The sequence below is a fragment of the Nostoc sp. UIC 10630 genome, from assembly GCF_010747425.1.
GTDB lineage: Bacteria > Cyanobacteriota > Cyanobacteriia > Cyanobacteriales > Nostocaceae > Nostoc.
The window spans coordinates 20166-40953 of record NZ_JAAGOG010000035.1; the positions used below are offsets into that span (position 1 = coordinate 20166).

Here is a 20788-nt window from a genome sequence, read left to right on the forward strand (position 1 = left end):
AGGAAGAAATTACTTCCTTGTCCCCCGTGTCTCCCTCATCCCTCTTATCTTTTGCAAACCTCAAAGGACAACACTATCGTTTTCAATGCAATGAATCGCTACTGCTAGATGACCCGGAGACAATTTGGCTAGTAAAATCTGGTTACTTGGCGCTATTTGCGATCGCAGTTAATGATGGCGTTCCCGAAGGCACTCGCCGCTATTTATTTAGTAGCACGGCTGGACAGGCGATGTTTGCGATCGCACCAAGTTTAGAGGGTAAGCAGCAAGAGGTTTTAGCAGTGTCGTTGGAGGAGACAGAAATTCTCAAAGTATCGAGAGCAGACTTTAACCAGTTGTTTGCTGACGCTAATAAAGAAGTAGTAACTCTGATAGAACGCTGGATTTATCAATTAGGTTCGGTACTTGCTGGTATCACTACGCCAACGACACCAACATCGCTGCCAAAAACCCGCCAGTTCTCCTTAGTCAAAGACCAAATCTTCCAGCCGCATCAAATATCGTGGGTGCAAATTCTCCAAGGGCGGGCTAGATGGATGGGGTTTGCAGAACTGCCGTTAACTTCTGCCTCTGGAATGTTGCCTTTGGCTGAAAATATATGGTTACAAGCAGATAAGACTGTGGAGTTGAAAAGTGTTAACACCGCAGACATAGAAGATATCGATTCCTTGTTAGGTGGTTTGTCCCAACTACAAACCTACTTCCTTCAGTGCATTAATCTGCTGCAACGCCAGGAGATGGATGCAGAATTATTGAGATTTCAAACAAGAGAACGTCTTGAGAGCCAAGTGATGCAAGAGACGTTAGCAGAATTAGCATCTGTATTGCCACAGCCAAAGTCAGACAGGCTAAATAATAGTTTAGGATTCAGTAGTAATCTTGATGCAACTGACCCAAACCAAGCCTTACTAATTGCTGCTGGTGCCGTGGGACGAGCATTAGGAATTAAGATTTGTCCGCCAGCTGCTTCAGAAGATTCTAATCGAGTCCAAGATCCTGTAGAAGCGATCGCTCGTGCTTCGCGTATCCGCTTGCGACGAATTCAGTTGCGGGACAACTGGTGGCAAAAGGATTGCGGGCCGATGTTGGCATTTACGCTGGCCGATAAACTGCCAGTGGCACTATTACCAGTGTCTGATACACGTTACAAACTCTACGTTCCTGGGGAACGAACGCCTATCTCTGTCAATGCCAACATAGCAGCAGCCCTAGCTAAGACTGCCTATGCATTCTATCGACCCTTACCTGATAAAAAGCTGAAAACTTTTGATTTACTTCAGTTTGCCCTCCAAGGACATTACAAAGAACTAATTATAGTTTTAGTAATGGGAATTACCATCAGTCTGTTAGGAATGCTGACACCTCAAGCTACAGCTATCCTGATCGACAAAGCGATCCCAGATGCTAATCGAGGCTTGTTGAGCCAAATTGCTGTTGGTTTGGTGGCTGCTGCCTTTGGCGGAACGCTGTTTCAACTAGCCCTTGGGTTTGCCACGATTAGGCTGGAAACTTTTGCCGATTCCTCCACCCAAGCCGCAGTTTGGGATCGATTGTTAAACTTGAAGGTTTCCTTTTTTCGCTCTTTCTCAGTTGGTGACTTGGATTCTAGAGTCACGGCTATTACTCAAATTCGCCAGCGATTGGGTAACACAGTCTTAAAAACAATCTTCTCCAGTTTGTTCTCACTCCTGAATCTGGGACTATTGTTTTACTACAATGCTTCCTTAGCTTTAATAGCTTGTGCAGTGGCACTGGTAAATATTGCCGTCACTATCATCTCTGGTACTCTTATTGTCCGTAAAGTTCGCCCATTACTAGAGCTACAAGGACAAATCTTTGGTGTGATGGTGCAGTTAATTAATGGAGTTGCCAAACTCCGAATCGCCAAAGCTGAAACCCGCGCTTTTGCTTACTGGGGTAAACAATATACGCATCAACTAAAATTAATGCTGAGTACCCAAGGCATTGAAGACAGCCTCGCCGTAATCAATCAAGTATTACCTGTGTTAACCACTGCTGCCCTCTTCTGGTTTGCTACTAGCTTAATTGGGCAATCCCAAACTCCTGGAGAAGGTGGTTTATCCACTGGCACTTTCTTAGCATTCAACGTTGCTTTTGGCACGTTTATTAACGGAGCCACTAGCTTAAGCAGCACAGTTGTGGAAGTTTTGCAAGTTTTACCCTTGTGGCAACGGGCCCAACCTATTTTGCAAGCTGAACCGGAAATTACTTCTGCTCAAGCAGATCCGGGTAGGTTATCGGGCAAATTAGTTGTAGATCGGGTAACTTTCCGTTATCGCGACGATGGCCCCTTGACGTTAGATGATGTCAACATTCGTGCTGAACCAGGAGAATTTATTGCCATTGTTGGGCCTTCTGGCAGCGGTAAATCAACTTTATTGAGGTTACTGTTGGGGTTTGAATTCCCGAAATCTGGCACAATTTACTACGACGGGCAAGACTTAACTTCTTTGGATGTCCATGCTGTACGCCGTCAATTGGGTGTGGTACTGCAAAATAGTCGGTTGATGTCAGCCTCTATTTTCGAGAATATTGCCAGTGGTGCCTTGGTGACGATGGACGAAGCTTGGGAAGCAGCTCAAATGGCAGGTTTTGGAGATGATGTTGCAGCAATGCCGATGCAGATGCATACAATCGTCAGTGAGGGAGGTAGTAATCTTTCTGGTGGACAACGACAGCGGTTGTTAATTGCTAGGGCGTTGGTGTTGAAACCCCGGATTTTGCTATTCGATGAGGCGACTAGTGCTTTAGATAACAGAACCCAGGCAATTGTCAGTGAAAGTTTACAACAGCTAAAGGTAACTAGGGTTGCGATCGCTCATCGCCTCAGTACTATTCAAAATGCTGACCGAATTTACGTACTTGCAAATGGCAAAGTAGTGCAGCAGGGTAGTTTTGTTGAACTAGGAAATCAATCAGGGCTATTTGCACAACTCATGATGCAACAGTTGCTTTAACGCAAATTGTGATTTGAAATAAAAAATAAGACTTTAACTCATGATATGGGGTCTTGTCCACTTTTGATACTGTTGGCGAAAGTGTTACAAACACATAAACAAAAGTGTTACAACTAAAAGCCGCAACGACAGATTGAAGGTTTGAGCTTACGTAATACTTTAAAATACAAACATGTATTACTTTTGTCAACAGTATCCGTTGATACTCACGCCCCATTTACAAGAGGATGATCCACTAATTCCTTCAATGCTTCTGTTCCACCAGATTTTAACGCCCCAGTTACCCCTTTCAAGGGTAGGTATTTTGTATTTGATCATTTTTTGGCTATTTCAGCCGATGCTTAAATCCTGAAATGACCAAACCACGTTAAACAATTGAGAATTTTCTCAACTATTTTTGAGATTCTAAAAAACCTACCCTTGAAAGAGCAGGGGAGGCAGGGGAGGGAAATAAATAAGTATATTCAAGGCTATAAAAGTCGTAAAAAATACTAATATTTTCTCTTTACTTCCTCTTCTCTTTTCATGATGATCTCACTTTTTCGCGTCGCTCTCCTCCTACTTCTTTGATCGGTAAGGTGAGGGTGAAAGCTGTTTGGCCAAAAGCTGTTGAGTCAAGGGTGAGGTCGCCATGATGTGCCCTGGCAATTTCACGGGCTAGGCTGAGTCCTAGTCCGATGCCTTCTATTTTGCGGGTTCGAGCCGGATCGCCGCGATAGAAGCGGTCAAAAATGCGTAGACTATCGCTCACTGGAATATCTTTGGATGCATTGGCAATGATGACGTGGAGAGTTGTTTGAGTTTGATGAGTGCGAATTTTTATCCAGCCGTTGGCGAGATTGTATTTTATAGCATTACTGAACAGGTTTTGCAAAACTTGAATTAGAAGATCGCGATCGCCCTGTAAGCGTAGTCCATCAGTAAAGTCTGTTTGCACAGTCAAGTGGGGAGCCAGCATTTCCACATCTTCTAGCATCTCCATCAGCAACTCAGACATATCCACCTCAACCAAATACAAGCTCATTTTTCCCGCATCTGCCAGAGATAGCAGCAAGAGTTTCCGCATAATTCCACTCAGGCGGCGCACCTCATCTAATAGGTTACTTAAGCGCTGTTGTACTTCACTCCCAGGATCAACCTGTTGCAGCGTTCGTTCTAGTTCGCCTTGCAAAATCGTCAGTGGGGTTTTCAGTTCATGAGCCGCATCACCACTAAAGCGGGAAGCTTGAGTAAAACTGCGTTCCAACCGTTCCAACATCAAGTTAAATACCTGAATCAACTCGACAAATTCAACATCAGTTGTTCCAACGGGAATTCGTTGATCTAGTCCTTTAACAGTTACTTGTTGAATAACACCTGTTAATTGATGGATAGGACGCAAAGCACCACCAGAAACTAACCATGCACCGATGGCAACTAGCAATAGCGACCCCGGAATTGAAACCAGGAAAATATTCCGAATGGTAGCCATTTCTTGATCGACGGCTTGCAGATTCACAGCAATGCCAACCTGAGCATTGGGAAATTTAGTTGCTCCAATCCGCCAAGCTGCTTTTGCTGTCTGTTCAGTGACAAATTTAGGTGGACGTGGACGAAGAAAGGGTGGCGGCCCAACATTTCTATTTGAGGGTGGCGGTGGTTCTCTCTGCGGAGGTGATGGTAAAGGTATCAACTGAAGACGCTTAAGCAGTAGGCGATTCACCTCAACGTCGGCAGTTAGGGAGTTAGATTGATAAAGTATGTTGCCGTTGGCATCAAGCACCAGTAGGGCAATGGGGGTTTTTGTATTGGTTCCGAAGGCATCAGATAATGAGTCTTCGTAAAATTGCCATCGTGAGGGTCGGCTTTCTTTGCCCTGATTTTCAGGAAGTTCCCCCCGTGGTGGCAAATTCGGAGTTGCCCGCATCAAGTGATTTAACAGTTCTGCATCAAGACGGCTGATTTTAGCATTGTAAATCTGAAACCAGGAGACTGCACCAAAACCAACTAATGTGGTTCCTGCTAGAGCCGCAGACAATAGGGCAATTCGGAGGCGAAATGAAGGGAGTTTCATGAGCTAGACTCTGGTTTGCGAAACCGATATCCAACCCCTCGAATGCTTTCAATCCAGACTGCTTCATCAATGGGGTCAATTTTTTTACGAATTCGCTGGATACAAACATCTACGACATTGGTGTTGGGGTTAAAGTCGTAGCCCCAAACATGCTCCAAAATTTGGGTACGTGTGAAAACCCTTCCAGGAGAGCGCATGAGATACTCCAGAAGATTGAACTCGCGGCTGGTGAGTTCTATCGCCTGGCGATCGCAAGTAACTTCCCTGGTGATGCGATCGAGTTTGATAGGCCCAACACTAAGGATATTTTGGCGATTGCTCACACTCCGGCGAACAACGGCATGAATTCGAGCCGCTAACTCTTCTACAAAAAACGGTTTAGCGATATAGTCATCGGCTCCTAAATTTAGCCCTGCCAAGCGATCGTCTAGTTCATTCCGAGCCGTTAATAAAATTACTGGCGCATTCCGACCTTGCCCCCGCAAGAGTTTTAAGATTGAGAGTCCATCCTTTCCCGGCACCATAATGTCGAGGATAAGAACATCATATTCATTTTCTAATGCCCGCAGATATCCTTCATCACCATTGTCGCAGTAGTCTACAACAAATCCCTGCTCCTTCAGTCCAGCCCGGACGAAGTTAGCAATTTTCGCTTCATCTTCGACAAATAGAACGTTCACAAGTATTTATTAGTTTATATATTGTTCCATTCTAGATTCATTACCTTTCTACTTAAATTACAAAACTGTAATTTAGAAAGCAGGTGGACTGTAATTTTGAGGTGGCTTAATCAGAAATATGAACACCTTAACTTTTGCAGGTTGATTTATATGAATATTCGTCGAGTCTTAACCGTAGCAGCGATACCTTTTTTGATTGGTACATTCGGTTTTAGCCTACAAAATCAGGCTTATGCCGCTAATCCATCCAATCGAAATGCCCAGATTTCCCAACAGCCTCAAACACCACAAATATCTGATAAAAAACCACAGATTAGACATTCTAAGCCCCTTCTAAATCAGAAAAAGCGTCCTCCCCAACATCCCCAAAATCATCATCAGGGTGCGGTTCAAAATCGTGTAGAACACAATAACCGTTAATTGCAGCACCCTTTATTCCTGAAAATTACAAAATTGTAATTTACAAGCAGGGCAAACTGTAATTTTGGTTCAGTTAAATCAGAAATGTAAACGAGCTATCTTTGGAAAAATAATCATGAATATTCGTAGAATACTAGTTGTAACAGCGATTCCCGTTCTGGTTGGCACATTTGGTTTGATTTCACTCAATCAGGCTTATGCCGCTAATAAATTCTCTCAAATTGCACAGGCACAACAACCACCAGAAGGAGAACAACGCCCACCTCGACCTGATTTTAAGGCGGCTGCGACCAAGTTAGGAGTTAGCGAACAACAGTTAAAAGATGCGTTGGGTGTTCCTGCCAATCCTCCAAGTGGCGATCGGTCAGCACCTCCTGGAAATCAGTAATTTACTCACCGAAAGCTTGCTGTAGTTATTACCAGTCTGCTCCATAACTGTGATGTTAAGCTTTAGCGATAGGGTATAGGTTACAGGGTACAAATTATTCCTTATCACCTGTTACCTCTCCCCTATACCTCAATACAGTTCAGATAAGACCAAAACACTTGTAGAGACGGCGATTTATCGCGTCTCGAAAACCCAAGCGTATTGCCCTATACCTGACAATTCAGGTCATGTGGAAAAGTCCACCAAAAACCTAACCCCTAACCCGCTTCCCGACGCGGGAAGGGGGAAAATTCAAAGTCTCTCTCCTAAAAGGCTACGGTGTACACACAAATTATCTGATCCCCCTAAATCCCCCTTAAACCCCTAAATCCCCCTTAAAAAGGGGGACTTGAAGAAATTTCCCCCCTTTTTAAGGGGGGTTAGGGGGGATCGAAACACTGTTAGACAACTTTATAAGACTTGTGTGTACACCGTAGTCTTTTAGGAGAGAGATTTAGAGAGAGGTTTTCCAGATGCCGTGAAAAGTCAGACCCTGTACCCAATTCAGATTCCTGTTCTCTGGTTTGGAATGCGACGGCTAGGTAGTGAGAGCGCGATCATCCAAACACCCGTTAACAAAAAATTAATCCCTGCGAATAATCCCAGCACCCAAGCTGCACTGAAAGGCCATTGATACAAAATTAAAATTGCCAGAATAATGGCCATCATGCCACTAAACAGTGTCCAACCCCAATTTGGATCTGGACGTACTTGAAATGCTGTAATTACCTCAAATACACCCTCAGCCAAAAAGACAATTCCCAAGGCTAATGTGAGGGAGAGTGCAGCACCAAAGATGTTGCCAATCAACATAATCCCAGCAAGTACATATAGAATACCAACCACTAGCTTTAGCCAGAAGCCTTTTTGTCGTCGTGATTGCAATGCGTGGACAATTCGGACAATACCAGCGATCAATAAAAACCAAGAGATGACGATTGCGATCGCAATAGTGGCAACGAATGGTTCTGCGATCGCTGCCATGCCTAGCACAATCATTAGAATGCCTAGAACGATGAACCATCCTAAGTTTTGTCTCTCTTGACCGATGTTTTCAGAATTCATAACAGGTTTACCAAATGGGTTAGAATTGGGTTTTATTCAAGGATTTATATTCGTCTTGATTACTTCATTTCTTAACTAATTAAGTTGTGTAGGCTCTGCTTCAGAATATATTTACCAAAGCTATTTTTGGTATTGCATATTTGCGGGATGGACAAGATGCCCATCTTTGTCTTTCCGGGCGGTCGGTATGCCCATTCCCCAAGAATAATTCTCGTTACTTTGCCCCTAAGTTTGTTTTAAGATATAAATGCTCAATCTTAAACAGTCATAAAGATATTTAAAGCAAGCTGTAGCACTTTTAATCTGCACAACTTTGGCGCTCATGTTGCCCACCCCACAAGTAATTTATTTTCAGGACTTACGCAAAATAATGAAAAAACGAACCGCATAGACGCGGAGCGGCTTCCCACAGGGTAGGACGCAAAGTACACAAAGGAATAAGAGTTTGAGAGAGTTATTGCGTAAGTACTAATTTTTACGGATGCAAATTAAAATATTTTTAGCCTATTAGTATGAGCATGGACAAACGGAATCGTAATCCGCATAAGTAAAGAATTTACAATATCTGAAGTTTTGACTTCCTCACTCCCTAGAGATAAAGCAAGTCCTAGAAAATACTGATATTTACCTTTGATTAATCTTTATACGGAGTGATGAAATAAAGTGGTGAAGATGCTATTAGAGTACGGCGGAATTTAGCTAATAGCTGAGTGAACAAGACTTGGCTCAAATCCCCTTATTAAAAGAGACTTATTGTATCAGTTTAAAGATTCAACTATTTTCGATTGATTGCGAGTTGGCTAACAAACTCTGTTAGCCAACTAAACCATTAAAAATCGAAGGTTGTACGAAGCACGCCCACATACTGCGTATCATTCCTACTATCATTTTCCGGGTTGAGAATCACCCAGAAACCAGGAGTTACTGAGATATTATCGTTGAGGCGGTAGCGATAGAATGCTTCAATATGATAAGCGGTGTCTCGGTCTTGACGGATATCACTGTTAGAGACACGCGGTGGTATCCCAAAGAGAATTCCTGGCAGGTTGCCTTTACCGCCCACATCGGGAAACGACATACCAATCGCCCCAAACCAAGCATTGGCATTATCACCACTGTTTACGAAGAGAGAATCTGTTCCACCCCTACCATTAGAAATATCGCTGAAACCAGAGTTTTTTGCATTTGCCCAAACATATCCGCCCCAAGAGTGTACCTGGAAATTTTGGGAAAAGCGATAGTATCCCTGTACGCCAACAATGCTATTGGAAGTAGCAATGTTATTTCCAAAGGGAGCATTTGACAGGGCGCTACCTCTCCCGGCGTTGATATCTACAGTGCCAGCAGGGTTATAACCATGAGAGTAGGCGACACCAATAGCCCCTTGTTCGCCGTAATATGCTAAGTGGGCTAGAGCATTGTAGCCGCCATCAAATAAGCCATTTTGTGCTGATGGAACGTTCGGACTATTTGCTAAATAGCCCAAGGTGAGAATCAAGTTTTTACTGATACTCCAATTAGCGGCTGCACCACCACCACCCCGCTCGAAGAGGGGACTGTTTTTACCAAAGAGTGAGGGAATCCCATTACCATCATCGGCGATCGTGGCAGGAGTGATGTTGTTTGTGATGTCGTTGTAACCAATACCTGTGGGGCCAACAACGAAAGAAAGGGAGTCACCAACGGGGAAGTAGTAACGGATGTGGGGAATTATTAGTGTATTGTTGCTGTCATTGTCGAAATTCAGGCGTGTCATGCCTGTGCCTGTGGCTGCGGCAATTTGACTTGCACCATTAGAATTTGTAAAATTGCCAAACTCCAGCCGGACTCGCAATAAATCTTTACCGGTGAAGCTACTCTCTAAGTTGAGACGACCCCGGTTAGCAAAATAGAGACGGGATTCATCGCTGTCTCCACCCACCCTATTACCAAAGGTGTCACTAATGGCCGTAATAATTTGAGCATTCAACTTAGTAGTGGTGGAAAATTGCTGCTTCTCCAGCGTTGCTGTATGTGCTTCCAGGGTATCCACCCGGCCACGCAGAGTTGCCAATTCTGCCGCAAACTCTGTCTGCAAATTTTGCAGCACTGTCAAATCTTCTTTTTTGACCAAATCATTAGTACCCACAGCAATTAATTCATTCACCCGGTCTAAACAGGCATTTAAACCAGCAGCAAATTCATAACGACTCAAGGCACGATTACCGCGATAGGTTGCATCAGGATAACCTGCAATACAGCCATAACGTTCGACTAGTGATTGCAGTGCTTGGAATGCCCAATCGCTCGGTTTGATGTCGGAAAGTTGGGAAACAGAATTGACTTGTCCCTGCAAATTTCTATCATCTTCTGGAGGTGCTGCCCAAACTGCTGGAACTGCGAAAAGTAGGAGAAAAAAGCTATGCAGAAGAATTTTAATCATGGACTTATTTATGTGGAAATGGTTGAATTCTGACTTTGTAAAGAAAGAAATTACAGTCGAACAAAAGCTTCTGGCTTATAATCTAGCCAGCATTAAAGTTAGATATTTTGAGTTGAAATTTTAGATTACTTAAAGCAACGCTATAACTTTTTGCTCATTACTGCTTTTAATAGCTGCTTCTATAATCCGCATTACATTAATTCCGTCTTCGGCAGTAACAGCAACTGGCTGATTATCAACAATAGATTTATATACTGCGTCGTAATAGCCTAAATAACTGCCCTGTGAGCTTTTTACTTTTTCCCGAATTACTTTTGTGTCTTTTTCTGTATGCAGCAAGCCATATTCACTTTCCGGCTCTGTATACCAATCAAGTGTATTAGGCTTGATACCCGCGACTAAATACTGTTCTTGGGCATCGGCTCTGCTTTTGAGAAAAGAACCCTTTGTGCCATGTATGATGTAGGCAGGTGCGGGTTCACGCACAAGGAAACCTGCTTTTAACTTAACGCGCAGCTTGTCGTAGTATAGTATCAACTCGAAATAATCATCTACCTGCGATCGCACTCTTGTGATTCGGATGTCTGCAAAAATAGCATCAGGCATCCCAAATAAATGCACAGCCTGGTCTATTAAGTGCGGGCCTAAATTGTTTAATATTCCTGCACCTGGACTGGCAACTTCTATGTGTTGTTTATGGCTGAGTGCTGGTTTATATTTTTGAAATTGAAATTCTGCTTCAATAATATCACCCAGCAAACCTTCTTGTATCACTTTTTTTACTGTTTTAAAATCACTATCCCACCTGCGGTTTTGATATACAGATAATTTCTTTCCCTGTTTTAATGCCAATTCATTCAGTTGTTCTGCTTCTTTCACTGTTGTGGTAAATGCTTTTTCTACCACTACATGCTTGTCTGCCAGCAAAGCCTGTTTCGTATAATCATAATGTGTATAAGTTGGTGTATTTATCACCACCAGAATTACTTTATCGTCGGTTAGCAATGCTTCCAAAGAAGGATAGCTTTTTACTCTTGGATAATCTTCCTGTATCAGCTTTTTGCTTCTTTCCCAAGAGCCTGCTAATTGAAAACCTGGATGCAAATCAATGAACGGCGCATGAAAGACCCTACCGGACAAACCATAAGAACAAAGAGCCGTATTGAGAGTTTCCATCTTTTTATTGATTGACTGAAGCGAAAGCTTGTATTTATTTGTTGTTAGATGTTCCAGATAAAGTTTGCAGAATCAGGGCGGGCATCACGAAATTCGCAACCCATTGGATTGCAGCCGCAACTGAAAGTGCAGCCGCTCGAATTTTGTTATTAAACATTTCTCCCAACAGCACCCAAACCACTGGCCCCCAGGAGAAACCGAACAGAAAGCCACCGAGGGCAGCAGCGCCAGCAATCAAAATCACATAAAATGTGCTGGATTTACGACGAACAGTAGTGGTAGACATAAGTTTATATATTGGGAATTGGGTATAGGAGGCAGAGGGGCGGAGGGGCAGAGGGGAAAGACTTACTGCAACTTCTCCTCTGCTCCCCTGCTCCCCTGCCTTTTGTTCACCGTCTAGAACGTCTGCGGAGTCGGTCAATCATTACTGCCAAAATAATTACTAGTCCTTTGACGACTAGTTGCCAGAAGTAAGACAGGTTCAACAAAGTTAAACCGTTGTTGAGAATAGCAATAATTAATGCACCGAGAAGTGTGCCGCCAATGGTACCAATACCGCCTGTAAAGCTGGTTCCACCAAGAATAACAGCTGCGATCGCATCTAATTCGTAACCTTGACCCAATATGCCACTGGCACTATATAGACGGCTGGCGCTCATGATTCCTCCTAAGCCTGCCAGTAATCCGCTAATACCATAGACAAATAGCAAGACACGATTAACTTTAATCCCAGTTAATCTGGCTGCCCGTTCGTTACCACCTACTGCATATATCTGCACTCCTAGAACAGTTTGCCGCAGCACAAACCAGCTAGCGATTACAGTCAGTAGTGCAATGATTACTAACCACGGCAGAGGCCCGACGTAACTATTACCAACCCAAGCAAAATTGATGTCTCGGTTAATCAGCGTTGTCCCTTTAGCAATCAAAAAGGCCACACCCCGTAAGGCTGTAAGTGAACCCAACGTGACAATAAAAGGTGGCACATCCAAGAAGGTGATGAGAGCGCCGTTGACTAAGCCTAAAAGCAACCCTGCCAGCAATGCAGCAGGTACAGCCGCCCAACTTAAAGCCGGCAGTAGCGATACCAGCAGTCCAACTACGGCAGAAACAGCCAATATTGACCCAACTGATAGGTCAATACCTCCGGTGAGAATTACAAAGGTCATTCCTGTCGCCAGCACAATATTTATTGATGCCTGACGCAAGATATTGACGATGTTACCACCGGTGAGAAAGTTGGGAGAAAGGAATGCAAATAAGATGCAGATAATTACTAGGATTGGCAGAATACCCGCAACTTCCAGCAGAGTGCTGATTGATTTCCGGTTGCGAGCTGCGGGATTGTTGGCTGATTTATTGATAGGCGGTCTGACTGTCTGACTCATAATGCTGATACCTCCGATGCTCCAGTTGCATAATGCATAATCTTTTCTTGGGTGATTTCTTTGCCAAGGCTGCCGTCCAGTTCGCCTACAAGTTGTCCTTCTCGCATCACCAAGACGCGATCGCTCATACCGACAATCTCTGATAGTTCGCTGGAAACCATTAAAATAGCAACACCTTGTGCTGCCAATTCGCTCATAATTCGATAAATTTCACTTTTGGCACCAATGTCTACGCCGCGTGTCGGCTCATCTAACATCAGTACTCTAGGTTTAATGGCTAACCAACGCGCTAGCAGTAGCTTTTGTTGATTGCCACCAGAAAGATCCAATGCTCTAATTTCCAAATTGGCCAGGCGGATATTAAAGTTTTCCACCGCTTCTGTTGACAGCCGATTCACTGAAGGCCAGTTAACAATTCCACCTTTGGCATCCTGCTTGAGTGTGTTGATGGCAATATTCTTGCGGGCGCTCATCTCTAGAAATAAACCTTGGTCTTTGCGGTCTTCCGGGACGTAGCCAATTCCGGCAGCGATCGCATCACTGGGCGTATTAATTTCCAGTTTTTTGCCATTTAAAAATACTTCACCACTGGCTTTGCGGTCAGCACCAAAAATCAGCCGCGATAGTTCTGTGCGTCCTGCACCAACTAACCCCGCTAAACCGAGAATTTCCCCTGCATGAAGTTCAAAGCTAGCCGGCTCAATCTTTTTGCGGGCATCGCTCATGTTTCTGACTTCTAGCACCACCGGCCCCGAATTCATTTGCCGTTGATGTTCGTAAAAGTCTTGCATGGAGCGACCAACCATCATCTGCACTAATCGCTGTGGAGAAATTTCGCTGCGTGTGAGACTACCAATATATTGACCATCGCGCAGGACGCTAATCCGGTCAGCTAAAGCATAGATTTCTTCCATACGATGACTGATGTAAATAATCGCAATGCCATCACTCCGTAGTTTGCGAATTACTTCGAATAAATGGTCGCTCTCGCGGTCAGATAATGCTGCTGTTGGCTCATCCATCACCAAAACCCGACTTTTATCTTTCAGCGCTCTGGCAATTTCGACTTGCTGCTGTTCTGCGATGGATAAAGTCCCAACTATAGTCTGCGCTGTAAAATTGGCTCCCAAGCTATCTAACACTTGCTCTGCTTCCAGTTGCATCGCTTTGCGGTCTAAAAACTGACCCCGACGCAACTCGCTACCCATAAACATATTTTCGGTAACGGTTAAATTAGGTGCAACATTCAGTTCTTGATAAATAAGATTAATACCCGCCTTACGTGCTGTCGCCGGATCGGTAATTTTCAAGGGTTGACCATTGATGTGAATTTCTCCTTCATCAGCAATGTAAGCTCCAGCCAAGATTTTCATCAATGTGCTTTTGCCTGCCCCGTTTTCACCCATCAGGGCGTGAACTTCTCCTGGATAAATCGTGAGATTAACATTTTGGAGCGCAGATACACCATGAAATCGTTTGGTAATCCCTTGCATTTCTAATACAGGGGTGGTGGTTGGTGCATCAGGAAATGAGGTTTCAATATTTGTTGTCATGAACATCTCCTGTAAAAAGAATCTAAAAGTCGCAAGTTGTGAGTTAGAAATTAATCAACTCACATCTGATGATGTGAAATTAAAAGCATCACAAAATTCTGTTTTAAAAAGCAATTGCTATCTTGGGAAGCTCTGAATATTGAAAGGCAATATTCAGAACTTTCTACAAATGCACATAGATACATCATGGGTATGTGCAAAAACTATGTCAATGTATCAAAAGACTCAATTCAGCTTAGACATAACTCTTAATTGCGAATTTACAATTATTATTATTTCCAGCCTTTTTCTGTGCTGACATTATCTTTTGTAATCAGCTTTACGGGAATCAAAATGGTGGGATTAGTAGGTTTTTTCCCATTTAAAATGTCGTTTCCAACCTGAACTGCTTTTTCAGCCATCCCTCGCGGATTTTGAGTAGCGGTTGCAGCATATATACTATCTTTAGCTGCGATCGCAGTGATTGCTTCTGGCGCACCATCAACCCCGACAATAAAGAAATCTTTACGTTGTGCTTGGTTTGCTGCTAGTTCTGCACCAACTCCACTTGGATCGTTGATGGCAAAAACCGCATCAATTTTTGGGAAGGTGGTGAGCAAATCAGTCATAACTCTCAGTCCTCCATCCCGACTACCTTCTGCATTCTGGTTTTTGGAGAGGATTTTGATATCAGGATATTTAGACAGTACACTCTCGCAGCCACTAACTCGCTGAATCACCGAGTCTACTGGCGGGCCATTAACTATTACTACATTGCCTTTACCTTTGAGGCGATCGGCAATATATTTGCAACTAACTTCTCCAGCTTGAACATTATTAGTAGTGATAGTGGCATCCACGCCTCCTTCAGCACCAGTATCTACCGCAATGACAATTCTACCAGCTTGTTTCGCTTTTTCAATTGCTGGTTTAATGCCACTTTTATCAGCAGCATTGACGATAATAATGTCAGTATTGGAAGCAGTGAAATTTTCAATTTGATTGGCTTGTTGATTCAGATCGTAAGCGCTGGAAACTACAGTTACATTGACATCTTTACCGCCAATTTTCTTGGCTTCTGCCTCAGTTGCTTGTCCCATGAGGACAAAGAAAGGGTTACTTAAATCGCCAACGGTAAAGGCAACTGATCGTAATTTGGAATTCCTAGTGGCAGTTTTAGTCTCGGCACTAGTATTTGTAGCAGGTTTTGTCTCAGGGTTAGTAGCAGTGTTGTTATCGGGAGAAGCATTTGTACAGCCGACAACGCCACCACTGATGATACCTAGTATGCTAGCTGCGATCGCAATCCTTTTCATGTTTATCTATTTCCTAAAGTTAATTAAAATTTTCTTACTTACCAGCCTTTGTAGCTGCTGAGATTATCTCTAGTAACCAATTTGACTGGAATCAAAATCTCAGATGACTCAGGTTTTTTGCCCTGAACGATCTCATTTCCCACTTGAACTGCTTTTTGAGCCATCCCTGCGGGATTTTGCGCCGCAGTTGCAGCAAATACACCATCTTTGTCTTCCATTGCTTTGGTTGCATCTGGCGAACCGTCAACCCCAACAATAAAAAATTCTTTGCGTCTTGCTTGTCTAGCTGCTAAGTCTGCACCCACACCGCTTTGGTCGTTCGTGGCAAAAACGGCATCTATTTTGGGAAAGGTTGTAAGTAAATCACTCATCACTCTCAAACCTCCATCCCTTGTCCCTTCAGCGTTTTGGTCTTTAGAGATGAGTTTGATATCGGGATATTTGGCTAATGACTTTTCACAACCACTGACTCGCTGATTGATTGAATCCATCGGCGTACCGTTGAGGATGACTACACTACCTTGACCTTTGATGCGATCGGCAATATATTGACAAGCAACTTCACCAGCTTGGGTATTGTTGGAGCTAATCATTGCATCTACGTCTGCATCAACGGCTGAATCTACGGCAATGACAATCTTACCTGCCAGCCTTGCTTGGTCAATTACTGGTTTAACTCCTTTTTTATCAACAGCGCTGAGGATAATTAAATCAGTATTTGCAGCAGTAAAATTTTCGATTTGGTTGCTTTGTTGGTTCAGATCAAAACCACTAGAAACCGCATTCACTCTAATATTACCGCCGATTTTCTTCGCTTCTGTCTCCGCACCCTTCTGCACTGCATTATAGAAAGGGTTTCCCAAGTCACCCAAGGCAACACCAATTGTTTGCAATTTTCTATTTGGACTATTAACTTTAGTCTGTAAACTAGTGTTGGTAGCAGTATTAGTAACATTAGCAGCAGAGTTGTCATTTGGAGCGCTATTTGTGCAGCTCACAAAAGTGAAACCTAATATGCCAACTATGAGCGCAATTGTCTTCATCTTTGTCTTATTTTTAACAACGGATTTAAATTTGATCAAGGTCGGCAGAATATTAAACATGTCTAAAATAATCAGACATTACCTAATATTTCTACAGGATTTGGCATTTTCAACTCTTATTTAATATCTTGCAAACTGATGTGATTTGAGTTGCTGCTATTCATTCCAATTCACTAAAAAATTTATTTTTAAAGCAAATTTCTGACGATTACATCACGTCATTCACACTAGTTTTTGGTGAAAATGCTTTTTTAATGTGCCTGGATTGAAACTACCTTTTCGGCAAAATTTTTAGAAAAGGATATTATTCGCCTTGAGAACATCTGCTTGTCTTTTTATGAGTTTATCCTTCCTTAGTACCAAAATGAGTTTTAGTTATTAAATGTTACAAAATAAAGAAAGATTTTTAATCTATCTTTAGTTAAAACTCTTGGAATTCTAGTGCTGGAAAATGTTAAGTATTTTTAAGATTAAGCAAATTCAAAAAACTTAATATTTTCAGATTGAAATATCATAATTTAGCTTGGAGGATAACCAGTTTTAGATTTTAGATAATGCAGTTGCAAGATTTCAAATTCTAAGCTTCAAACTAGTTTTCAGCACCAATCTATAGATATAGGTTAATCTAAAATCCCAAACCTGAAATTGATTAACTGCTCTTAGCATCTCCTAGAAAAATGGAGATTTTTTAGCGCACAGCAATAGCTAGTAATTGAGTGTCAGCAGTTTAAAACTTTAACGTCGCGGGTAGATATTTAGCCACTAAATCTTCATAGTATGGTCTTAAGTTTTGCCAATCGGGAGGAGTAGGGTTTTTTGAATACAAATCATAAGGATTGAATAAATTCACCCATTTAAACATTTCGCGATCGTGTTTATCCATCAAATGGTTATATGCGTTTTCGCGGTGTTGAGGATAAAATGAGTGATAGCGAAGCATATACAACGCCGATTCAGGCAAATAGTTTTTCATTATCTGATATAAATACTCATCATGCCCCCATGAAATATGTACATTACTCAATCCACAATTCGGCTCGTAAATACCATATTTAGTGTTGTAATTGGGGTTATTGTAATCAGGGTTTTCTTTGAAAAATTCCGAGAAAACAATTTTATCAGAGAATGCACAACCCACTGGATAGGTATCACCGACAGTAGCCCATTGAGGCTCACCAAATAGACAAAGCACCTTCCCCAGATCGTGAAAGAAGCCAGTAAGTACCATCCAATCAGGATGACCATCAGCGCGAATGGCTTCTGATGTTTGCAATAGGTGTTGTAGCTGATCCATATCTGTATCAGGATCTGAATCATCTACTAATTGATTCAAAAATTCAACCGCATCCCAAACAGACATTTCTTTCTTATCAAACTTGAGAAAATTCTTTTCTTTCTCAAGGACAAAATTATATGTTTGATTAATATGATTTAACCGATAAAATTCCTTCACCGTATCTCTAGTAGGCGTTTGGTAATTCCTATACTCTTCGGTGGTTTTACCTTCTTTAACTATGCTGTCTGGATTGGGATAGCGATTGAGTAAGTCTTCTTCCCACTCTTCTAGCGAATGTAAGGGGTTGTTTTGAGCTTGTTCGATGGAATTCTTTAAAATCTGAGACATATCCAATACTGCTCGGTTAAGGATTTTTAACTCGGAATTGGGTTTGGGGAAAAGGTTAAAGGATAAAGGTTAAAGGTTTTTTCCCCTTCCCCCTTCCCCTTTTCCCCTTAACCGACAAGTATTGGAGACATATCTTGTTACTTGTCGGTATTGATTTTCTAAATCGGACTTTGGGAATCCATTTATGCACAGGTGTGCAAAAGCTGTAATTGATTTATTTTTGCACACGTGTGCAAGGACGTGTGTTAAGTTTCTTTTCGATCTGCAAAACCCTGTACAACACACTTCGTCAAGTGTTTTTTACAATCCAATCGGAATTAGACAAAAGTATTGATAAAGTACACAAAATGTAGAGCGCAGACTTAAAACCAAGTACTTGTGCGAGTTGCGTAGATATAAGTTTATACCAACAGATAATTCATCTGTTGGATAGATTTTTGAATAAATAGCTTTATACACACCTGTGTAAAATCTATATTAAGTTTTTGTCGGTTTGACTTAGAGGAGTGTTAAGTTGTCAATTGTATGGTGTGCGAATACTTGATAATATTAGACAACTCTTGCAATTGTTTTATTGCTTCTGCACCCTCCAACTTCATTAATTCGCGATCGTCCCATAATTCCATCCAAGTAATTCCGTAATCAGACACTACAAAACGAATCAGATGCTTTTCTCGTAGGCTAACCATAAATGAAGCACTCTTCATTTGGTCGCCGCACGTATAACATGAGGCAGAATACCCACGCCACTCAAGAATAATTGTCAAGGCTTGTAGGTTCATTACCAAGTCTTGAACGAATTCTTGATGTTGTTGCGCTAATCTTAGAAACACTAGTTTTCTCCTACCACTACAGTGAGGTGGTTGCTTTTAAAACTTCTTTAGACTTACATCTGACGTATTTAGTTGCCGAAAGTTCGTGTTTTCGTAGAGACGTGATTAATCTTAATCTTAAGGTTTTAACCAATAAGCTAAAGTCTCAAAGCCGTTCTAATATTCTGGACAATGATCTGGGGTGGTTGTGCAACATCCATAGATATCGTATCTAATGGTTCTTCGAGAGTATCAAACTGGCTATTGAGAAGTTTCTCGCTCATGTAATGATTGCTACGTTCTTTTAACCGTATTTGAATCAACTCATAAGAGCCTTTGAGGTAAACTAACTTAGTGCGAACGCTATCCGATACCAAAAATTGCCGATAGCTGTCTTTTAAAGCCGAACACGCCAGCACGACATTTTTATTTTCTTGCAGCCAATGTTTGATGGCTGTTTGCAAATCTTGCAACCAAGGCATCCTGTCAGCTTCAGTCAACGGGATACCGCGCCGCATTTTATCAACATTCTCTAGTGAGTGGAAACTATCAGCGTCACTAAACTCCCAGCCTAAAGAGTCTGCTAGCAGTTTTCCTATGGTGGTTTTGCCAGAACCAGATACACCCATGACGATAATAATCATATTTTTTGAAGAAAAGTTAAGTTATTGAGGTAAGGGACAGGAGGCAGGAAGTAAGACTATTGAATTTTTGTATGCAAAGAGTTGTATTAAAATCTCTTGACAAATAACCATTATTTTCTATAATACATACAAATGCACACGTGTGCATTATTTTAAAATCTAAACTAAAAAATGAATAAACGAAGAATTTCAATTGAAGATATTGCTCGCAGAGCAGGTGTTTCTCATTCCACAGTTTCACGTGCTTTGCGGGATAATGCTCTCATTAGCCCAAAAGTGCGAGAAGAAATTAAGCAGCTGGCCCAGGAGATGAACTATGTGCCAAATGCTATAGCTCAAAGTTTGCAAAATAAACGTACTAATACCATTGGTGTAGTAGTAACTTCCATTGCAGATCCCTTTTTTGCTGAAGTTGTAGACGGCATTGAACAGATAGCTAGACCAGCCGGATTGAGTGTTTTGTTAAGTGCTTCACACCGAGATTTTGAGCAGGAAATGGCAGCTATTGATACCTTTCATCGCCGCAGAGTAGACGGAATCTTAGTAGCCGACTCACGAATTAGCAAACAGCATACAAAGCAACTAACCCAAATTGCTGTGCCAACAGTTCTGATTAACAGCCAGACTGAAGATCGATCCGAAATATTTCACTCAGTGGCAATAGACGATCGCTTAGGTGCTAGATTAGCCACAGAGCATTTAATAAGTTTGGGACACACTGCCATTGGTTATTTGGGTGTAAGCGATCGCAGCAGGTCAAACCGCGAGCGCCTAGAAGGATATCAAATAGCTCTTGCTGAAGCTGGTCTACCACAAAATCCTGATTGGGTTTCAATTAGTGACGAGTATGATACCAGAATCAGCGATGTCGCCACCGGACAAAATATGCTATCTAAACTATTGACTGCTGAGGTAACAGGCATTTTTTGTTACAACGATATGGTGGCGGTTGGCGCTCTTTTAGCTTGCCAAGAACTAGGTATTTTAGTACCACGAAATTTAAGCCTGGTTGGATTTGATGGTATTGCTTTAGGTAGTTACGTTACACCGGCACTTACAACAGTCAGCCAGCCGATGTTAGAAATTGGTGGCTATGCCATGCAAATATTACTTGATTTATTAGAAGAAAAAACTGTGGAAAACCGCGTTTTATCTCCTTTTCTAGTAGAGCGTGGTAGTAGTGCAAGATTAATACAGTAATTTGA

General features: G+C 42.2%; 17 protein-coding genes. 4 read left to right on the plus strand and 13 right to left on the minus strand.

The window, feature by feature from the left end:
• The first annotated feature begins 26 nt into the window (after window positions 1-26).
• A complete protein-coding gene (locus G1O98_RS39895; protein WP_345940546.1) occupies window positions 27-2978 on the plus strand; it encodes an NHLP bacteriocin export ABC transporter permease/ATPase subunit in 2952 nt (983 codons plus the stop codon).
• 523 nt (window positions 2979-3501) lie between these two features.
• Here G1O98_RS39895 and G1O98_RS11465 read toward each other — a convergent pair.
• Together G1O98_RS11465 and G1O98_RS11470 are read right to left on the minus strand one after the other, a co-directional pair.
• Complete coding sequence (locus G1O98_RS11465) at window positions 3502-5031, minus strand: ATP-binding protein (protein ID WP_163928935.1); 1530 nt, start codon at window positions 5029-5031, stop codon at window positions 3502-3504.
• A complete protein-coding gene (locus G1O98_RS11470) occupies window positions 5028-5711 on the minus strand; it encodes a response regulator transcription factor (RefSeq protein ID WP_163928936.1) in 684 nt (227 codons plus the stop codon). Before G1O98_RS11470 ends, G1O98_RS11465 begins: the two co-directional genes overlap by 4 nt.
• Before the next feature lie 150 nt (window positions 5712-5861).
• Here G1O98_RS11470 and G1O98_RS11475 point away from each other — a divergent pair, with 150 nt between their 5' ends.
• Together G1O98_RS11475 and G1O98_RS11480 are read left to right on the plus strand one after the other, a co-directional pair.
• Window positions 5862-6131, plus strand: a complete 270-nt coding sequence (locus G1O98_RS11475) for a hypothetical protein (RefSeq protein WP_163928937.1) — start codon at window positions 5862-5864, stop codon at window positions 6129-6131.
• A gap of 115 nt (window positions 6132-6246) precedes the next feature.
• Complete coding sequence (locus G1O98_RS11480; protein ID WP_243458407.1) at window positions 6247-6519, plus strand: hypothetical protein; 273 nt, start codon at window positions 6247-6249, stop codon at window positions 6517-6519.
• Between the two features lie 543 nt (window positions 6520-7062).
• Here the strand turns inward: G1O98_RS11480 and G1O98_RS11485 are convergent.
• The 11 genes from G1O98_RS11485 to G1O98_RS11535 form a co-directional block, all read right to left on the minus strand.
• Entirely contained in the window at window positions 7063-7623 is a 561-nt protein-coding gene (locus tag G1O98_RS11485; RefSeq protein WP_163928938.1) for an HdeD family acid-resistance protein, read from the minus strand.
• 829 nt (window positions 7624-8452) lie between these two features.
• Window positions 8453-10045, minus strand: coding sequence for an iron uptake porin (locus tag G1O98_RS11490; RefSeq protein ID WP_163928939.1), 1593 nt, complete (start codon window positions 10043-10045; stop codon window positions 8453-8455).
• 129 nt (window positions 10046-10174) lie between these two features.
• Window positions 10175-11221, minus strand: a complete 1047-nt coding sequence (locus tag G1O98_RS11495) for a Gfo/Idh/MocA family oxidoreductase (protein ID WP_163928940.1) — start codon at window positions 11219-11221, stop codon at window positions 10175-10177.
• A 34-nt stretch (window positions 11222-11255) separates the two neighbouring features.
• The gene (locus G1O98_RS11500; protein WP_228057970.1) at window positions 11256-11507 is read right to left on the minus strand and encodes an MFS transporter; all 252 of its coding nucleotides are present in this window, start codon (window positions 11505-11507) and stop codon (window positions 11256-11258) included.
• A 106-nt stretch (window positions 11508-11613) separates the two neighbouring features.
• Window positions 11614-12612 carry a ribose ABC transporter permease gene (locus tag G1O98_RS11505; protein WP_163928941.1) on the minus strand — a complete coding sequence of 333 codons (999 nt, stop codon included), beginning with the start codon at window positions 12610-12612 and terminating at the stop codon, window positions 11614-11616.
• Window positions 12609-14165 (minus strand): sugar ABC transporter ATP-binding protein, encoded by a 1557-nt coding sequence (locus G1O98_RS11510; RefSeq protein WP_163928942.1) that lies wholly within the window; start codon window positions 14163-14165, stop codon window positions 12609-12611. Before G1O98_RS11510 ends, G1O98_RS11505 begins: the two co-directional genes overlap by 4 nt.
• Window positions 14166-14437: 272 nt before the next feature.
• Window positions 14438-15460: an ABC transporter substrate-binding protein gene (locus G1O98_RS11515; protein ID WP_163928943.1), complete on the minus strand. Its 1023-nt coding sequence runs from the start codon at window positions 15458-15460 to the stop codon at window positions 14438-14440.
• A 38-nt stretch (window positions 15461-15498) separates the two neighbouring features.
• Entirely contained in the window at window positions 15499-16503 is a 1005-nt protein-coding gene (locus G1O98_RS11520) for an ABC transporter substrate-binding protein (RefSeq protein ID WP_163928944.1), read from the minus strand.
• 727 nt (window positions 16504-17230) lie between these two features.
• Window positions 17231-18127 (minus strand): inositol oxygenase family protein, encoded by an 897-nt coding sequence (locus G1O98_RS11525; RefSeq protein WP_163928945.1) that lies wholly within the window; start codon window positions 18125-18127, stop codon window positions 17231-17233.
• Window positions 18128-18636: 509 nt separating this feature from the next.
• Window positions 18637-18960 (minus strand): DUF1815 family protein, encoded by a 324-nt coding sequence (locus G1O98_RS11530; protein ID WP_163928946.1) that lies wholly within the window; start codon window positions 18958-18960, stop codon window positions 18637-18639.
• 137 nt (window positions 18961-19097) lie between these two features.
• The gene (locus tag G1O98_RS11535) at window positions 19098-19583 is read right to left on the minus strand and encodes a gluconokinase (RefSeq protein WP_163928947.1); all 486 of its coding nucleotides are present in this window, start codon (window positions 19581-19583) and stop codon (window positions 19098-19100) included.
• 171 nt (window positions 19584-19754) lie between these two features.
• Here G1O98_RS11535 and G1O98_RS11540 point away from each other — a divergent pair, with 171 nt between their 5' ends.
• On the plus strand, window positions 19755-20783 hold the full coding sequence (locus tag G1O98_RS11540) for a LacI family DNA-binding transcriptional regulator (protein ID WP_163928948.1): 1029 nt from the start codon (window positions 19755-19757) through the stop codon (window positions 20781-20783).
• Window positions 20784-20788 lie beyond the last annotated feature (5 nt).

Excerpts from the sequence above, each read along its gene's own strand:
- G1O98_RS11465 (WP_163928935.1), bottom strand. The coding sequence starts at position 5,031 with ATGAAACTCCCTTCATTTCGCCTCCGAATTGCCCTATTGTCTGCGGCT.
- G1O98_RS11475 (WP_163928937.1), top strand. The coding sequence starts at position 5,862 with ATGAATATTCGTCGAGTCTTAACCGTAGCAGCGATACCTTTTTTGATT.
- G1O98_RS11480 (WP_243458407.1), top strand. The coding sequence starts at position 6,247 with ATGAATATTCGTAGAATACTAGTTGTAACAGCGATTCCCGTTCTGGTT.
- G1O98_RS11485 (WP_163928938.1), bottom strand. The coding sequence starts at position 7,623 with ATGAATTCTGAAAACATCGGTCAAGAGAGACAAAACTTAGGATGGTTC.
- G1O98_RS11490 (WP_163928939.1), bottom strand. The coding sequence starts at position 10,045 with ATGATTAAAATTCTTCTGCATAGCTTTTTTCTCCTACTTTTCGCAGTT.
- G1O98_RS11495 (WP_163928940.1), bottom strand. The coding sequence starts at position 11,221 with ATGGAAACTCTCAATACGGCTCTTTGTTCTTATGGTTTGTCCGGTAGG.
- G1O98_RS11500 (WP_228057970.1), bottom strand. The coding sequence starts at position 11,507 with ATGTCTACCACTACTGTTCGTCGTAAATCCAGCACATTTTATGTGATT.
- G1O98_RS11505 (WP_163928941.1), bottom strand. The coding sequence starts at position 12,612 with ATGAGTCAGACAGTCAGACCGCCTATCAATAAATCAGCCAACAATCCC.
- G1O98_RS11510 (WP_163928942.1), bottom strand. The coding sequence starts at position 14,165 with ATGACAACAAATATTGAAACCTCATTTCCTGATGCACCAACCACCACC.
- G1O98_RS11515 (WP_163928943.1), bottom strand. The coding sequence starts at position 15,460 with ATGAAAAGGATTGCGATCGCAGCTAGCATACTAGGTATCATCAGTGGT.
- G1O98_RS11520 (WP_163928944.1), bottom strand. The coding sequence starts at position 16,503 with ATGAAGACAATTGCGCTCATAGTTGGCATATTAGGTTTCACTTTTGTG.
- G1O98_RS11525 (WP_163928945.1), bottom strand. The coding sequence starts at position 18,127 with ATGTCTCAGATTTTAAAGAATTCCATCGAACAAGCTCAAAACAACCCC.
- G1O98_RS11535 (WP_163928947.1), bottom strand. The coding sequence starts at position 19,583 with ATGATTATTATCGTCATGGGTGTATCTGGTTCTGGCAAAACCACCATA.
- G1O98_RS11540 (WP_163928948.1), top strand. The coding sequence starts at position 19,755 with ATGAATAAACGAAGAATTTCAATTGAAGATATTGCTCGCAGAGCAGGT.